This is a genomic window from Shewanella sp., from assembly GCF_048265805.1.
Taxonomy (GTDB): domain Bacteria; phylum Pseudomonadota; class Gammaproteobacteria; order Enterobacterales; family Shewanellaceae; genus Shewanella.
On record NZ_JBLXAT010000013.1, the window covers coordinates 99,495 to 116,898 of the forward strand.

Here is a 17,404-nt window from a genome sequence, read left to right on the forward strand (position 1 = left end):
TATACTTTTCGTATGTCATTTAAAGAGTTATTAACTTCGACTCAACAGCCCCAACACAACCTTGCCAATCTGCTGTGCCAAATACGGTGGAACAGCATTTCCAACCTGAACGTATTGTTGTGTTCTATTACCTTCGAACAAATAGTTATCGGGAAAAGTTTGTAACCTTGCGGCTTCTCTAACTGTCAAACTTCGACATTGCTGTGGATCATAATGAATGAAGTAGTGGCCATCTTTTGAGATATGGCTAGTGACAGTGGTTGCGAATTTATTGGCCGCTTGTGTGCGAAAACGATCAGCATGCGAACCTGTATCCCAATTTTCATGTTCAGGAGCCAACTCTGCCGGAAAATCTCTAGCCTTAGGTGAAGTGCCGCCACTTAACTTAGTATATGCTGCGCTGAACGCATAACGAAGCAAATCAGATGTCATATGACCGCGAGTCGCATGGTTTAAGACACAGTCCGGTCGATTATCTAAATACCAATCTTCTAAATGCGGAGGTATGTTGTTCTCTACTTCAGTTAAGTGACTACTTTGACGCATCAATCCCGACATTGGCTCAAGATTTAAATTATCGATAGCTTCAATAGCAAATTGATTTTTCAGCATATGCTTCAAAATTTTAGCGTTTTTGGAAACTTGTCTCTCCCAGTCTTTTTGGAGATCTTTCTGCTTAGAAAAACCACTTCTGAGTGGTGGCAAATCGGATAGAACTTGTTCGACAGTTACTGTTTTCGTAATTGGAGAAATGATGTCGGGTACTCCGGTTATATCTTGTCGTACACCTAAAAGAATTACTCGATGTCGTGCTTGAGGAACACCATAATGCTCTGAACGAATGAGGAAGTCAGAGGAATCAGGGTATTTTGGGTCCTTCGGATCTTTCGCCTCAACTACAAGCGAAAAAATTCTATATTTATAGGCACTCCCACCATCCGTTAAAGGCTCCGGATTCGTTAAATCTTCCAATATTTGAGGAAACATAACCTTGCCGTCAATTTTGGCAGATAGGATACCTCGTACATTTTCCATAACAAACACATCAGGCTGTGCGATAGAAAGTACTTTAAGGTATTCCTTATATAGGAAGTTTCGATTGTCGTTTTCAGCTCTATAGTCTTTTATTCCAGCATTGCGAGAACGGCCAGCTAACGAATAGGCTTGACATGGAGGACCTCCAATAACGATCTTAGGCCCTTGATGGGTAATCAACAGTTCACGAATTCTAGCATGAATTAACTCATTATCGTCACCAAGCGCCCTAGGCTGCTCTAACGTTTCGTAACTTGCCTCTTCAGCTTGGACTGGATATAAACTAAAAATTTCTTTTCGAGTTAATTCTCCGCGCACATATCTAAAGTAATCATTTAACCCGCCATCCAACGCTTTAATTTTGCGATAGAATGCTCTCGTTGTTAATGTTTTATGCGCAGAAGGCTCTTTTTCTACGGATACACCAATTTTGAATGGATAGTTTCCACTCTCATCTTTGACAGAAGATATACCCTCGCCTAACCCGCCTGGCCCCGCAAAGAGGTCAATTACAAGCACTTCACCTGTTTCCATTTCATTACCACTAATAAAAATGCCTGGCAATCATACCAGGCTAAAGCTGACGAGCAATAGATTAGTTTAGAAAAACAGGGGGTATAGTCCGAATCTAATAACTAAAAGTGTATTTAGATTTTGAAAAGTTGTTACATGTGAAAACCTTCTGCCCGCAACTTTATAAGCGCCTCAAACGCAATTCCACATTGTTTGGGAGATGGAATTTTTCTGGGGATAGCTGAACAAATTTCCATAATGCTGTTTTCTTTAGGAGTAAGCATTCCACGTTCCCTAGCCCAATTTGTAGCCTCTCTCCAGAACTTAGCGCCTAGGTTAAACACCTCAACCTCGACATTGAGTGAGTTTTCTAAAGCATTGTCAGCCTTCACATCCCTAACATTCTCATCCGCTAATTCTGAAGAAATAATGACATCCATAAATGCATCACACCTTGGTAATTCAATCTCCATAACCCTTTGCCAACAAAGTAACTTTTTTGCCCATTCACTGCAGTTTTTAATACCGTCTGGAGGGGTAGTTATAACTTTTTGGGCCAGCGCCGCAGACGAGAGAATGGATGTTTTTAAGCCTTCTGGTATCGATTGCATTTTCCAGATAAGGTCAAGATCTATAACCATACCTAAAATCTTGGCTTCATTAACAAGCTTCGCAATTGCATAAGTAACAATATTGGCTCGATAGCCTCCCTCGTACCACTCAGCATTTGAGACGATTTTTTCTGTTGTTCTAAATATGATCGCTTTTGCAATCAACCTTTTAAACCATATTTCGTTAAAATTCGTTCCCTCAGCCCCCCAATTTTTACCAATATTCTTCGCAAATTCAGAAAAGTTTTTTTGTGCACCTAGACTCACAACATGCGGTAGACATGCCCAAGTATTTTCATATTTCGCTAGATCTGTCTTTACAAAGAACTGACTCCGAGGATATTCAGCATCGAACTTCTTGCGATCTGTTTGAGTTCTTCGGCTTCTTTCGTCTGCATATTGGCCTCTAGCTCGCTCGTAAAACCACTTCGTTTCTCGATAACTATCGATACCTGTAGGCGCTAAAATACGGCGAGACAACTCCTCAATACGTATATGAAATGGATGGTTAGCAAAAAAATCTGCAGCGTTTACCTTGTTCTGACTATTGGCATATTCAGAAATTCTAGGGACAACCTCTTCCGCGCATGCTTTTGGGGTTATAGTTAACTTCATTTGGACAAATACTTGCTGTATTTGTTCTTTTAGTGTTTTGCTAGCCGCGTATAGTGACGCGGTTGTTTGACCACCGTTAACTATTTGAAGATTATTTACACTGGCTAATTGATAGCCTGAATCAGTTTTAACTATTTCTATACTATCAGCCGTAGCACTTAATCCGTTGTTATAAGAAAAAAACATACTCGGCTCATCCCGAATAGTATCCCGAATGCCCTTATTCACTTTCCCTCGAACTTGGAGAAAACTTCTTACATTAGCTTCAAGTAACCTAGGTCCCCATTTATCATAAATTTCAGCAAGTTGTTTCCCTGGAATAACTGCTAAATAACTCTCCAGAGCATCAGCTCCACCTGATGCTTTTAGTACCGGAATACCGCCACCAAAATCGTCTTCAAAATTAATAACTGAATCAGCCCTTGCAATTCCTTGTTCCATAAAGCGCTTCAGCCGCTTTATATCCCAGACACTCAATGTGACTGGCTTTTCATCAATAACTTCAAAGCTAGTAGCATCAGTTCGAGCTCTGTAGTCTCCATTAGTCACTATAATTAATTTAACTTTTTCAATGCTATGCCATGTCGCTTTGATCAAATCAGCTACACCAAAGCCCGGACTAGTTTCTTCAAGCTTTCCCCGAAACTGATCATCAAGACTCGCGCTCAAAAACCTTAAAAGTTTCTGAGATAAACGTTGCACATGCTCCTTATGTACAGGGCGAATATCTCTATCTAGGGTAAAATCACAGAGTATCAGGCTCAATATTCCTTCATTTTCCCTTGGATCACCGCCATACCCATCTATTTGCGCTGAACCACGAGAATATGTGCCTTCATAAAAAGCTCGATTGGCGCTTTCGATTTCGCCTGACTCGCTCAATAAATCACCCACTTTTTCAAAAAATGCCTCAACCGTTACCAAGCCCAAGGCATCGGCATCACCTTGTATATCGGCAGTAAATTGAAGGTTGAAATCTACTAGCTCTGTCATATCGATAAAAACTCTCGAAGATAGTGAACTGTGTTATCGCCTAGCTTAAAAGGCTCACAAGCGTCTAAAGAAATGGAATATCTTACGTTCTGCACGCCTTGTGGTAACGGACTATTAACACGAGGGAACCCTTCAACTACTTCATAGTAAGAGGTACTTCTAATCAGCCAACGGCGATCATCGTACTTATTTAATGGGTCATAACCTGTCGAATAAATAGCATCTTCCCACTTCTTATAAGTGTTAAGGTCTTCCTGAAATAAAGTATCTGTTAACGCTACATAATCGTGTAATGTCATCCCCTCAGGTATGATTTCAGACTCCACATTAGTAACATTCAGGAATAAACGTCCACCATCACAATCAGCTAATTGATCTGCCGATGATATAGAAATAGACGGTAATGCAGCAGTTCTCCGAGTTTTAACTTCAATACAACACCCAATTAGCTCAAAGTCTTTAGGAGCGCCTGATGGCCCTTTCCAAGCTTCAATCGCCATTTCTGCCCCAAAGCTAGCTGCTAGTTCTCGAAGAAGAGCTAGTTCACCGATCAAACCTCGCTGCTCCTCAACAGAAAGACCTTCTGAATGGCCTGAACGTAAAAGATGATGCCACCTTTTAGTTCGTTGAATCGCTCTTAAAAGAGCGTCGTCAGAATTAGAAGCCTTTTCCGCGGCTTCAACAACATCCCTGCAGAGGGTTTCAAAAAGTTCCGCTTGTCTACTCTCTTTAAGAGCGAGCACGAATGCCCAGCGTTCCGATATTATCCTAAAGTTCGCGATGAGGTTTTTGAGCTCGGGAAGCTTCGGCTTATCTATTGGTTCGATAGGAAGTCTAAGCATTAGCCCAAGAAATCCTCCCTCAACAACCACCCAAAAAAAATCAAATTGGCCGTTATTATTCACCCTTCTTGCATTACTCAGATCTAAGTCCTTCCATGGTGAGTTATCCATTCAATTCAGCCTCATATTCTTCATCAATATCATCTTCACCATAAAGCTCTTTGTATCGCTGTGTATTAACAATATAGGCAACTTTCTCAGATGCTTTTTTTGAAACAGGCAGACTAATCCCCCAAGCGACAACAGGGAGAGTTGGGATTAAAGAAACTCTAGTATCACCTTCTTTACCTTTTGGAGCCATTGGTTTAACAAAATGCAAAATAAATAACGGCTTATCTCTTACTTGTCTATAAATAGAGTCTGGGTAGTTACCATTCTTGTCATAAGAATCTTCAGCAACTTGCGCCTTAATTGGATCTACACCCGCTTTTTCGATACCTCTAGATGCAATTCTCATTTTTTTTCCACTAAAGGACATATACCCATCTTTCAAGTCATCAAGATTAATCGACCGGTTGGTAGGGATAATATCAACCCCTAGCGTATCATCTACATCTCCTTTTTGTAGACTTGGGATGAGCAAGTCCCACAGAGCTAGTTCATCTTCTTTTCGGGCGCTTAGATAGCTTCTTACCGGCGTAGTTTCAGTAATCACACTCTCAGGTGTATTGCTCCAACCAGCGAGGAACTCATCAATATATTGAATCGGAACATCACTCAATAATAATCCCCATTGAGTATCTTTGATCTTGAAAGCGGCTTTTTCCAAATTAAAAATAAGCTTTTTAGCTATAGCTAGATTCGCATTCAATTCTTTAGAATCGATACTGACCTTTGCAGTTTCAATAAATTGATTAGAAAGACCAACAAGTGTGGTAACTTCGCAACCTGATCCCATCTTATTTTTTGCAGTAACTAACAATGATGCTGGATGACTGCGTACTGCAAGACCAAAATCCTCAGGGGTAGCTCTTGCCTGCTCCATTGTTTTTATTTCCTCATGTAATTCTTCAGTTGCGTTGGCAATAAAGGAGTACCACTCTATTGCTTCATCAGGCATCCAAATTCGACACAAGTCTTCATATTTATCTCGATAACCAAACCATCGGCCCATCTGCATTAAGGTATCGTACATCATTGTATTGCGCAGGAACCATGTAACGGTAAGCCCCTCAAGAGTCAAACCTCGAGAGAGTGAAAATCCCCCGACAGCTATAACAGTTTGCCCCCTATTCCCTGTATCTGAGTAATCTAACCCATTAGCTCTACTGTTAACTTCAACAACCTTTGCTGAAGCTATGCCATCAAAAATAGTTTCTTGTATCTCGCCCCAACTAAACTCAGTATCTTTAAATTCAACCTCCCATACATCAAACAACGCTTTGATTTCAGGGTCTTTCAAGGCATTGATTGAAGATGAATTTATCCTTAACGCGTTTTGAATCTTTTCTAAGTTTTCATGCAGTCGGTTTTTAAGTTGACTCTGCACTCGAGTGAAACGACTAGCATTAACTAACATTGAGCAGTGAGAACTGGATTGACCTCTTAGATTTCTAATAGCTCTAGATAAAAGAAAAGTACGCAATGCAAACATCAACGTACCTGGTAACTGAGGAATCTCGTGATCAATCTGATGCTTTATCGGTAGAAGGTCTTCATTATCATAGATACTCCTTAACCAGATTGGTTCTTCGTCATCTGGCAGACCATCAATAAAAATTTTCTTAGGGCCAAAGTAATTAGTTGGCGCATCGAGACCTATAATAAAATCTTTAGGAAATAGATCTTCTTTGTAAACATCGTGGTTTTCATCAGGATCAATGAAAATATTTGCAAACGGAGTTGCGGTATATCCCACATAGCAACTTCGATGAAACATTTTGAGGAGGTCACGTATTTGCCCATTTATCTTAGTAACAAGCTTGTCGCTATATTTGGTATTGATCGATGCGTTATCAGCCTCATCATCAATAAGCAACATCGGCTGATCGATCATTTCTCTATCACCACGAGCACTATTGTCTTTAAGCCATTCAAGAAGATTTTCTAAAGTTCGATGGTTTTTTTTAATAACGAGGACAACAGGCACTCGATATGAGTCAATTTCACTGGTATTGGTTGATGCAGTAGGCTTATTGAAATCCCTTGAAGTATTAGTCAGACTAACTGGAGTTCTATTCGAATCAAAATGTCCAACTCCAATAACATGCTTAGCATTTCCATTTTTTTTATCTGAGCTTTTTCCTGTATCTCGACCAATGAAGCCTTCATCGATTCGAATTTGAGTTTGATTTCTTAAGTTATTATGTATGCCAGCAACAACAATAATAAGGCGATATCCAGCATCTGCAGCCTTACATATCAAACTTGTATAATTCAGGGTCTTACCACTTTGCACATGACCAACAACCATACCTCGACGATCCCACGGGAAGTATTCTTTAGGATTTCCTAACCTCCCAAGTATCTTGTCTGTAACGATATCGGTTCCAGTAATAACATCTCTCGGCAATCCATTTTTTAGTAGTAGCTTTTCATATCGTTTCCAATAAAACGGGTCTATTTCCGGTTTTACATCATCTAGCCAAGGTTTAAACTTGGCACCATCAACTATCGCACCGAGACCAATTTTAATCCCCTGTTTTGACTCTATTTCACGAGCGATATCCTCTATCACTAAGTCACTTATAGTATTATCTACTATGCAGGCAACGCTCTTAACCAGATTTCTTAGATCATCCTCCGATTTACGAGGTTGATTGAATAGTCCTGCTTCGACCATATCTAATACTTGCTGCTTGCTACTCATAAGCCTTTTTCCTTGAGATAATTTGAAACTAATCTCTCCGAGACGTCCCAGTTTGATTGCAGTAGTGGATAATTTTGAAGTACATCCTTAATTCTGTCCGGACTAACATTACTAACAAGCAACGCATCGGTTAGGTCAATAACGACTTGGTTTAAGTCTGATTCAGATGTCTGCATAGCAACTATTGATTCTGCGTTGCCCACCAGCTCAGCATGAAGCGCATCAATGGGTAAACCAGCTCCTAGCAATCTGATACATCGCTCGAACCCAGCTTGTAATTCATTTGGTAAACAATTTAAATAAACTTGAAATACCGGGTGTTCTGAATTGGGTTTGAAGTGTATACGACCATCGACTTGAACTCGGTTCCAAATAGGATGCATTGTTCCTTCTACTAATCTTTGGCCTCTGCTTCGATATGTTCTTTTCGAGGAACCAACAAAACGCTCTAGGATTCGCTTGAGTCGCTCTCTAACGAGCTGTGGAAGCTGCGCCGAAGATTTTTTAACATCAATTTTCCATTGAGCGTCCATCGTATTAGGTATATCGATGGCTATTCGACTTAATTTCGTCAGTTCAGTTTGCTTAGCAAGCCCCAACCAGCTCCCTGAAATAATTAATCTATTTTCACGATAGATGTATAGCCCTTGGGATTTTAAATGACCTTCTGGCCCACCAAGCTCATCCCATTCCAGTTGAGTCATTTTTTTGTAGTGCGGAATCGTATAACTACGGATAAGAACATCGCCATTAGATAGGCGGATGTTATCGTCAGGGTCCTTCTGAGTAGATGGATGAGAGGAAGCCATCGGATCTAACGGAGTTAATTGTCGGTTATTGATACTTATTTGAATTTGAGGCTTGCCCGTTTCTAGAAATCGATGAAAAGTAATCCTTAAGTGTCTCTCAGCAATAGAGAATTCTGCATTCATATGCTCAGTTGTTTTTGACGAACTATCGATTTCTCCAGTGAGACGATCTAATTTCTTCCAAACAACAACCGTTCCAGTCTCTTCGAGTAAGTCGTAACCTAACTCGTTTTCATAATCTTCAATAAGCTCTAATGTCCAAGCGTTTGTGTTCGCCACTAGATCTAAATCCCAGCGAGCGCATGATGTAATTCCATCCTGCCGGCTTAAAACCGTAAGCGATCGACATTGAGAAAAACTCGCGCTTTTGAGGCCTAAACCAAATCTACCGAGTTCAGAAGGTAACCTATCAAACGTGGGATTTTTACTCCCTAATCTCATCGCATCAACTAATCCACTTTCGCTCATGCCACAGCCATTATCAGCGATAACAACCGATGGAGAATTTGAGATAGTATCAACCAAGAGACGAACTCGATCTGCACCAGCAGAAATCGAATTATCTATAATATCAGCCAAAGCAGTTTTAAGACTGTAACCAAAGTCTCTATGCCCCTCAATGAGGGACGAGGCGTAAGGTGTAGCATCGACGTGTCGAACACCATTTTTTTTACTAAAGGTCATACACATCAATCACATTTGAGTCATCAACACATTCGCTATTACCCTATCACCATTACGAAACTCGACCAATAATTAACGGTTAATATTTCAACTAATCTGTGAGTTACAATCATTTTCCCGTCGTATGGATATTTGTTACTGGCAATTTTCAAAATCGTTGTAGTGCTCAAGTCATAGGTGTGTTGCAAATGACTTATTTTATTTCGATGGTTTTTATGATGAGCGTACTGCGTGATTGACTCACGCTCGCTGCTTGTGCTGTTTCTAACACATCTTATTATTTCCATTATTTTTCATATATATATCACCACTGTGCATATACCAGACTTAGCAACCTTAGGAGGACCTATGCACAAAGTGATTACCCTTCCCAGCGACAGTTGGTCGCAAACCTCAGCCCAAATTCTTGAAACCGCCGCAGGCATCGTTGCAGAACGCTTTGTTCGTGGTGATGCTTTTTGTAACCCTAATGCCACTCGTGATTTTCTGCGTTTTAAACTCCACCAGCATGAGCGCGAAGTATTCGCCGTAATGATGCTGGATAGTCAGCATCGGCTGATTGAATTCAACGAAATGTTCTTCGGCACCATTGATGCGGCGAGTGTCTATCCGCGTGAAGTGGTGAAGGCTGTGCTGCTGTGTAACGCTGGTGCGGTGATCTTCGCACATAACCATCCATCAGGCTGTGCGGAGCCTTCAATGGCGGACCGCCGCATTACCGAACGGTTAGTGGCTGCGCTGGCGACTATCGATGTACCGGTACTGGACCATATCGTTGTCGGCGATGAGTGTGTCTCCTTTGCCGAACGTGGCTGGCTTTCTCCCGTAATACCGGCATAAAGGGCTGCCCAAGTAAGGCAGCCCTTCTTTGTTTTGGAGTGCATCATGATTGAATTTACCGACAGCTTTTCTCAAGCTGCAGTCGCTGAAGCATGCTCAGCCTTTCCTGATTTATTGAAGCGCTTAAGCCTGGAGTTAACACTGCAGATCTTTGAACGTCCGCTAAACGAACAAGGCCGGATCATAGGTCCAGCAGAAGTAGAACCACCCAAGTCATTACGTAAGACCGTGTTGTACGTCTGCAGGCGCGACATGGTAGAGCATCTTCCCAAAGAGATTGGCTTTTGCCGCTACCTCAAACACTGCGATCAATACGGTACACCACATGGTGAATGGTTGATGATCCTCAATGGCATCTACTACAACCATGGCGACAACATCCATCCGCAGTGGAGTTGCCACACCTAGCATTACCCCGTTAAACCGAACATTCCCCTTGCCCGTAGCGTCTCTGACCTGCGGGCTTTTTTTACATTTTGGAGACCATTATGAACATTGCCCGCGAAACCGCTCTCGGCCTGCCAGAGCACTTTTACGAGTTGCTAGAACAACAACTGGCGACCGTAGCCCCACACAACAACATCGTCACCCTCAATTATCGTGATCCCGATTACAGCGCCGAAGATGGCGGCTATCACCCGGTGGAAATCAACCTATTTAGGCAAGGCGATAGTTGGCAGCTCAACTACATGACCGACTTTGCTTACTGTGGTGGTCCCTTCCCTGAGCTTGAGAAAGAGATGGATGTGCTGTTTCAGGAGAAGTTGGTTTACAACAGCTTCTTTGGCCGTTGTTACCTACGCGATGCTGACAGCCTGGTACGGCTGCTGGTGGAGAACTTCTGCAGTTACGTCGAGATGGAGGTTTACCAGGTGCAAGTCACGACTGACTAATTCTGGTTCTCAAAAAGGTATTGTGGGCACCAGCAAACTTAGGCCCCATGCGGGTTTGCGTGAGGTCGGTTCCCACATTCGCGCTATAGCAAAAAGAGGGAACCACGAATGAAAGAAGTCGAAGCGGTCAAAAGCCGCGACACCATCAAGCTTATCAGTTACCTGCTCGAACGTCACTTCGGTCCGCAGATGGCCGATGTGTGGAATATCGGGCTTAACCTGGCGCTACGAATATCCGATCTGCTCGCGATTAAGTTCAGCGACATCGACGGCGACCGTTTAACCATTATCGAGCAGAAGACCGGTAAACGTGCCAGCATCATCCTCAATGACAAAACCAAGGCGTTGATTGAGGCGATCCGCCAGCGTCATCCCGACCACATCTATCTGTTTCAGTCCTACCGTAGCCAACAGATGCAACATGCAGCGCCTAAGCCGCTCAGTCGTCGCGCCGTGACCAAAGCCTTTGCCTTCGTCGGTGAAGACATCAAGCTCGCATTAGGAACCCACTCAATGCGTAAGACCCGCGGTTATCACTTGTATCAGTCCTGCAAGGATATTGGCCGGGTGATGCGCATGCTCAGGCACGGCTCTGAGGCAGTTACCCTGCGCTACATCGGCATTACTCAGCAGCAAATCGATAAGGACTTTGTTGAGTTAGAAATCTAACCCCTTCACTAATCCCTCACTTGAGAGCAGTTGCCTGACCGGGCGCTGCTCTCTTTTTTATTTGGAGTTTACTATGAAGAAATTTAAAGCCGGTGATCATCTAGTCACCAATATCGACCCGCTAGGTCTCACACAACATCACGGCCTTTGTGTCGGCCATAACCAGGTTATCCATCAGCGCAAGGACGGCGTGGTTGAACAGGTTACTTTGGCTGAGTTTGCTGAAGGCGCGAAGGTCCGCCGTAGAGCGATTGCATATGATAGAGATAGTGCAATTGAGCGAGCCAAAAGCTTACTGGGTTATCAATCCTATCTCCTACTCAACAGCAACTGCGAACATTTCGTTAATTGGTGTATTGATGAAAATTACCGCTCAGCTCAAGTCAGCGACAGTGTGCACTTAACGATGCAGGTATCCGCTAGGGCGGGATTGCTGGGGCTCAGTGCTAAACGAATCGCACAAGGCAGCAGCGCAAACATCGCTCTTGCCTCTACCGCAGCCAAAATGATTGGTGAACGTATTGGGCTACCCGATTCAGTAAATACGATTCTGGGTACTCCTGGCGATATGGTCACCAAGCCGATTGAGACCTTGATAAATGGGACCAGTGACACGCTATCGACGTCGGCCAACCATATTCGAGATGGGAAATACGGTAAAGCAGCGGGCTCTCTGGTAACCGGTGCAGCAGTTACTGCAGTAGAGGCAACCGTGGTCACGCCGATTAAAGTGGTGGGTGATGGAATTGTCGCCGTGGCAGATATCGGCAAAGACCTTTGGCTGTGGTTGAAATACTAGCGATAAACAAGTCAGGATAACCGCATACTGGGCAATGGGACCCAGTATGTACACTAAATGCATTACGATTGACCAAGTCAATCCGGCAGGTTTCGGGGAAATCGACTACAGCCATAATGGCGAACTCTGGAACCAAAATACTTAGTGTCAACTTTGGCGAAGTAACTTAACCGATAGACTAACTTCTCAAACTGCTGTTCAATCCCCACATCCTTACGATTCAGTCTATAACAGCCATTCGACGGGAAATGTATAGTCCCATGAACATCATATACATCAATACGTTCCTGCCAGTAACACAGTTTTTGCAACGCACTTGCCCAGGCTTTATGAATACGGTTATACAGGTTGTTACGTTCCAATTCATAGCTGCCTAATGAACTGTAGGCATTACCATTAAAAAACAGGCAAGCATGATAGTGAACCTTGTCATCTTGTCCCTGCTCACGAACCCAGATGTAAAACACATCACTTTTATGAACAACGCCTTTAGCCTCCTTTTTTTTAGATAAATAGTCCGCCTCAACTTGAGCCTTTAATGATTCGATAAACCTAGTCATCACTGAATTATCAGCTACCGATATCCCATCAAACAATCGTAAATCAACTCTCACAGCAAATACTTTTGGATATAAACTAATAACATATTTTATTAAGTCAAAATTACTTCGCAGATAATCGTAATATGCTCCATTCTTGAACTTCATAATTTTAATCCCTTCAAATAAATCAGAATGATTCATAGAAAAACCATCCACACTAAACGAAACATAAAAACAACCTCCATTTATAAATGATATGACAATCTAGCAACACATAGACTTGTTTGTATTGAGAATTAAATTCATGACTAAGGACGAACTTAATAATATTATTAACCTAAATTAAATTTCGACATTCTCACTAAAAAACAAAGTGCAATAAAGGAAATTGTCACTTAAACGACCTAAAACCAACTCTTAAATTAGGTGAGACTATGATTTGTTAATTTCAAACTCCAATCTAATTGGATCAGGCCCACGACTACACTGTAGATCTATCACCTTAGTATTTTTGAATGGCATTTCAACCAAATTCCATGACTGTGATAGCGTATAAAAAGCTCTATCAAACTTATCTTTTTTCCGGATACAGTTCGGACCATATTGCAAAATGTGATTTCTTTTTATATAACGACGTCCCAAATTCACTTGAGTTTGTAGCCATATTCCAAGCTGTTCAGCATTACGTTCGTCTTCAGACGGTCCGCAGAAAAGCCGCATAAAATGCCAGGAGAAATAACTCACCAACTCAGTCGCAAGCCAGAGAGAATCCTTGGAGATTTCAGAATCTAGTGGGTACTCAAAAAAGTGGATGAGTGCTGCGAGTCTAGCAACGTTCTCCGGTATCTTTGATGCATGATCGCGCGCCATCTCATAAATGCCGCCATCAGCCATTTTTCGCTCTACGTCATTGCAGATGCCAATCCAGCACTCCTTAGCTTCAGCCGAAAAACATACTGTAGTTCTAGCTAGCGGAGCAGACATTTCATTTACGCTAGATAACAGTGAGACTATCTTCTCATTGAACTCCTTAATTGAATTTTTTGGATGAAGAACTCCACTGATTTGACGACTGCCACAGGTCGAAAATGGCGCACAGACTAAAAACCTAGCTAAAAAGCCGGTCCCACGAGGATCATCCCTCGAACCTTTAAGAAACCGCTCAACAACACATAGCTGCGACATAATGTGAACAGATAAGCGCACGTCGCTGAGCGTAAAGGAGTCCAAAGACTTCCGATCAACGCTGATGTCATCACCACTCCACAATGAATTGATATATGACGTATTGGCCATGGCACGGCTATTCATTACCACGGCGCCCTCACTAGTCGTTAAAAACGCGTTTGCTGAACTGCGACTCAGCCCATCCAACAACGCCTCAATCGTACAGTCCTCATAGGTTAACTTTGGTGATATGGGTTTCGTTGGCTTAGCCAACTCGCATGCGAGTAAATCGGACGCGAGTTGAGACGGGTCATTGTCAATTACATTTCTGGCGTTTCTCTTGAGCTGTCTTTTTCGTGCCTTAAAATCTTCAAGCTCAATCTCATACTGAATCAACGCTTGCTGAAATTGCTGTTGTCTGCTTTTTTGATACTCCTTTATTCCCTGTGTAAACAAGTTTTGCACGGTAGATTTACGTTCGCCTGACTCAGCAATCGTCAACGCCATTAGTGACACTGGACAAATCTGCCCAATAGGTGTCTCAACATTAATTACCCCTTGTAGCGCAGTGGAAACCGCACTAAGCGCTGTAAGTACAATCATGCCATCTGGGGCCTTAGTGATCTGCCTAGCCTCATCAATAGCTCTAGAGAGCAAAGCACTATTCGGCAGCTCTGGAAGTCTACCGTCCGACATAGGGAATTGATTCCTTAGTGCTGTCGGGATTGGTATTGGGCTGGTGTTTGCGTTAAACATAGTTTCGTCTCCTAGGTTAATGTCATTGATTAGTTGGTGCTGAATCAGTACTTACTCGAATTGACTTCAGCCAGGATTCGACCTCCCCTTGGTACCAACCAACAGCCCTAGCCCCAAGGGAGACCTTTTGGGGAAATGATGGATCGAACCTAGGAGAATCGGGATTTAGCTTTTCGTAGATACTGGAACGTGACAGACCGGTTAGCTCAATTAGAGTCTTCAGTCTGATGATGGAAAGGTTGGTGTTAAAGCTACTCATAAATCGCCTCTCTTTGCTGAGTTGTTGGAGGCGAAGTTACGGAAGGCCTAGGCAGGATACCAGGGAGCAAAATGTCCTCTTTTGCTCCAAGTGATAACATGTTTATGGATAAGCTGTATCATTTTCAATAACTTACCTGCTCCAGCTAATTTTTTGATATTTCTTTTATGAACATTAAAGCATGTCCAAGTTTTTCATCTGAAAATCCAGCTCCACAGAGAAACTCTCTTCCAGAACATTTTAATTTTTTCTCATGTGCAGTAGGGCTATGATCAATTCTTACCGCTTCCACTAAATATGGGAATTGGCACTTAGGAACTAAATCATTTGGGATTTCACTGTAATTGTATTTTTCACAAGATTCCGTCTGCGCAATTTTCGCATTCTGACGAGGATTAGGTATTAAGAAAAATGCAGCAGATTCGGTTTTGGAGTTGCTAAATCCAAGTTCATTTTCGATGATTTTCTGCAAATCTTTCGTTTTAACACATTCAGATAAATCCTCACCAAATATCCTATGGCCAATTAGCGCTAAACTATCAAGTTCAGTAAGATCTCTTAAATATGGAGAAATAAAGTAAGGGCTATCAATAGGAATTTGATCAAGTTCTTCTACAACAAGGCTTTTGATATCACTATAATAAACGAAAATTGAATCGTAATTAATTTCCACACTTGACAAATAGTCTAATGCTGAATTATTAGCAGGGATACTAACAACTGACTTATTTACCAGTAAAAACTCTGAAACTGATGCAAAAAGCAGTATCGGATCATCAAGGTCTATTTCAAAAATATTGAGTTTCTTTTTATTGCCGTTCAAATTATTCTTAAATAGTGACTTTACAGCAGCCACTCCAAACTTAAAAAAAGAGCCATCATCTTTATAAACAACTAACAACTCGCAATCTTCAATAAAAAAATTCCCATCTCGCGCAAGACTATTAACAACAATGTGACTGTCAAGCTCGATATAAGCAATGTTTTCTAACTTAATAACTTTAAATATACTTAATGAATTTTCAACTTCAGAATCCCTGATTTTTTCCTTGACACTCCTATATACCTTATATTTTATGTCAAGTAACTTATTCGGTGCTTTCAAAACACACCAAATATTTTTATTAGGAGGAAACTTAACTAAAATTGGTTTTTGTTCATGAACAAGATAACTAAGAACATCCTCTTTTGTGCATTTTAATTTCAAATCTGATAGTTTTTCAATTTCTCCCATATGTAAAATCCTTTTAATATCAATCCACTAGCTATTCCCGCTACAAATAGCAGGAATAGCAATATTCATATAGTCATTTTTCTAACACTTTGATCAGGTTTTCATCTGGAAAACCCAATATTCTGATACTGGCGTCCTCCGCAATCACCAGTTCAACTTGATTGATCATTTGCTGGGACTCATACTCTCGAGAGCCCTTGGGGTATATAATTTTCTGATTATCTGATCCTATCCACTGTTGCAGAGTACTTCGCTGTTGCGCTTCATAACCATCAAGAAGCCACTCTAAGGGAAGGTGCGAACAAGTCCCTGATATGAGATCATGTTTGTCATCTGGAGCCATGGAACAGGGTTCATCATGAGTCATCAACTTACCTTCGCCGACAGTGAATTCAGCAGTAAGCGCCGTCAGACCAGAAAAGAGATTTTCTTGTCCCGCATGGAGCAGATTCTGCCATGGCAAAACATGGTGGAAGTCATCGAGCCGTTTTACCCCAAGGCTGGTAGTGGCCGGCGACCTTATCCGCTGGAAACCATGCTACGCATTCACTGCATGCAGCATTGGTACAACCTGAGCGATGAGGCCATGGAAGATGCCCTCTATGAAATCGCCTCCATGCGCCAATTTGCTCGCCTGTCACTGGATAAAGCCATTCCAGACCGCACTACCATCATGAATTTCCGGCATTTGCTGGAGCAGCATGAACTGGCCCGCAAAATCTTCAGTACCGTTAATCACTGGCTAGCAGAGTGTGGCGTTCTAATGACCCAGGGCACCTTGGTGGATGCCACCATCATTCAAGCCCCCAGCTCTACCAAAAACAAACACAACAGCCGTGATGAAGACATGCACCAGACCAAGAAAGGTAACCAGTGGTACTTCGGCATGAAAGCGCACATTGGCGTGGACGCCAAAAGTGGCCTGACCCACAGTCTGGTGACCACGGCGGCTAACGAGCACGACCTCAATCAGGTTGGCAAGTTACTGCATGGCGATGAAGAATTTATCTCAGCCGATGCTGGTTATCAGGGGGCCGAAAAGCGCGATGAGCTCAGCGATGTCAGCGCAGACTGGCTTATCGCCAAGCGTCCCGGCAAAGTGAATGCATTGAAGCAACACCCGCGCAAGAACAAGCTGGCCATCCGTTACGAATACCTGAAAGCGAGTATCCGAGCGAAGGTTGAGCATCCATTTCGGATAGTAAAATGTCAGTTTGGTTTCGTCAAAGCCAGGTACAAGGGGCTGGCTAAAAATGACAGTCAACTGGCGATGTTATTCACCCTGGCGAACCTGGTTCGAGTTGACCAATTGATACGGGCACAGGCGAGATCTA

Annotated in this window: 16 protein-coding genes; 6 read left to right on the forward strand and 10 right to left on the reverse strand. The window is 42.4% G+C overall.

All coding sequences use genetic code 11. The features are described 5' to 3' along the window. Nucleotides 1-30: 30 nt before the first annotated feature. From ACN0TT_RS11105 to ACN0TT_RS11125, 5 genes are all read right to left on the reverse strand, one after another. On the reverse strand, nt 31-1,569 hold the full coding sequence (locus ACN0TT_RS11105) for a DNA cytosine methyltransferase (protein ID WP_417762216.1): 1,539 nt from the start codon (nt 1,567-1,569) through the stop codon (nt 31-33). Nucleotides 1,570-1,700: 131 nt separating this feature from the next. Beyond that, nucleotides 1,701-3,767, reverse strand: coding sequence for an AIPR family protein (locus ACN0TT_RS11110; protein WP_417762217.1), 2,067 nt, complete (start codon nt 3,765-3,767; stop codon nt 1,701-1,703). Then, on the reverse strand, nt 3,764-4,720 hold the full coding sequence (locus ACN0TT_RS11115; protein ID WP_417762218.1) for a PD-(D/E)XK motif protein: 957 nt from the start codon (nt 4,718-4,720) through the stop codon (nt 3,764-3,766). Before ACN0TT_RS11115 ends, ACN0TT_RS11110 begins: the two co-directional genes overlap by 4 nt. Beyond that, nucleotides 4,713-7,418, reverse strand: a complete 2,706-nt coding sequence (locus ACN0TT_RS11120; protein ID WP_417762219.1) for a Z1 domain-containing protein — start codon at nt 7,416-7,418, stop codon at nt 4,713-4,715. The genes ACN0TT_RS11115 and ACN0TT_RS11120 overlap by 8 nt, the downstream gene beginning before the upstream one ends. Then, nucleotides 7,415-8,911: an ATP-binding protein gene (locus ACN0TT_RS11125; RefSeq protein ID WP_417762220.1), complete on the reverse strand. Its 1,497-nt coding sequence runs from the start codon at nt 8,909-8,911 to the stop codon at nt 7,415-7,417. The genes ACN0TT_RS11120 and ACN0TT_RS11125 overlap by 4 nt, the downstream gene beginning before the upstream one ends. Before the next feature lie 348 nt (nt 8,912-9,259). On the opposite strand from ACN0TT_RS11125, the gene radC reads away from it, so the two are divergent. The 5 genes from radC (at nt 9,260) to ACN0TT_RS11150 (ending at nt 12,112) form a co-directional block, all read left to right on the forward strand. Then, on the forward strand, nt 9,260-9,751 hold the full coding sequence (gene radC / locus ACN0TT_RS11130) for a RadC family protein (protein WP_417762221.1): 492 nt from the start codon (nt 9,260-9,262) through the stop codon (nt 9,749-9,751). Nucleotides 9,752-9,796: 45 nt separating this feature from the next. Then, entirely contained in the window at nt 9,797-10,159 is a 363-nt protein-coding gene (locus ACN0TT_RS11135; RefSeq protein ID WP_417762222.1) for a hypothetical protein, read from the forward strand. Between the two features lie 80 nt (nt 10,160-10,239). Then, nucleotides 10,240-10,644 (forward strand): DUF2787 domain-containing protein, encoded by a 405-nt coding sequence (locus ACN0TT_RS11140; protein ID WP_417762223.1) that lies wholly within the window; start codon nt 10,240-10,242, stop codon nt 10,642-10,644. A 108-nt stretch (nt 10,645-10,752) separates the two neighbouring features. After that, nucleotides 10,753-11,313, forward strand: a complete 561-nt coding sequence (locus ACN0TT_RS11145; protein ID WP_417762224.1) for a site-specific integrase — start codon at nt 10,753-10,755, stop codon at nt 11,311-11,313. 73 nt (nt 11,314-11,386) lie between these two features. Next, nucleotides 11,387-12,112, forward strand: a complete 726-nt coding sequence (locus ACN0TT_RS11150) for a lecithin retinol acyltransferase family protein (protein WP_417762225.1) — start codon at nt 11,387-11,389, stop codon at nt 12,110-12,112. A gap of 77 nt (nt 12,113-12,189) precedes the next feature. Here the strand turns inward: ACN0TT_RS11150 and ACN0TT_RS11155 are convergent, their stop codons facing one another. From ACN0TT_RS11155 to ACN0TT_RS11175, 5 genes are all read right to left on the reverse strand, one after another. Next, entirely contained in the window at nt 12,190-12,855 is a 666-nt protein-coding gene (locus ACN0TT_RS11155; protein ID WP_417762226.1) for an inovirus Gp2 family protein, read from the reverse strand. A 231-nt stretch (nt 12,856-13,086) separates the two neighbouring features. Further along, nucleotides 13,087-14,517 carry a YfjI family protein gene (locus tag ACN0TT_RS11160; protein WP_417762227.1) on the reverse strand — a complete coding sequence of 477 codons (1,431 nt, stop codon included), beginning with the start codon at nt 14,515-14,517 and terminating at the stop codon, nt 13,087-13,089. Nucleotides 14,518-14,599: 82 nt separating this feature from the next. Further along, nucleotides 14,600-14,836, reverse strand: coding sequence for an AlpA family phage regulatory protein (locus ACN0TT_RS11165; RefSeq protein WP_417762228.1), 237 nt, complete (start codon nt 14,834-14,836; stop codon nt 14,600-14,602). 145 nt (nt 14,837-14,981) lie between these two features. Continuing rightward, complete coding sequence (locus ACN0TT_RS11170; protein WP_417762229.1) at nt 14,982-16,070, reverse strand: hypothetical protein; 1,089 nt, start codon at nt 16,068-16,070, stop codon at nt 14,982-14,984. Nucleotides 16,071-16,143: 73 nt separating this feature from the next. Then, nucleotides 16,144-16,437 (reverse strand): hypothetical protein, encoded by a 294-nt coding sequence (locus tag ACN0TT_RS11175; protein ID WP_417762230.1) that lies wholly within the window; start codon nt 16,435-16,437, stop codon nt 16,144-16,146. Between ACN0TT_RS11175 and ACN0TT_RS11180 the strand changes: the two genes are divergently transcribed. Then, the coding region (locus ACN0TT_RS11180) for an IS5 family transposase (protein ID WP_417762231.1) at nt 16,429-17,404 on the forward strand (976 nt) is incomplete at its 3' end. The two genes, ACN0TT_RS11175 and ACN0TT_RS11180, sit on opposite strands and share 9 nt — an antisense overlap.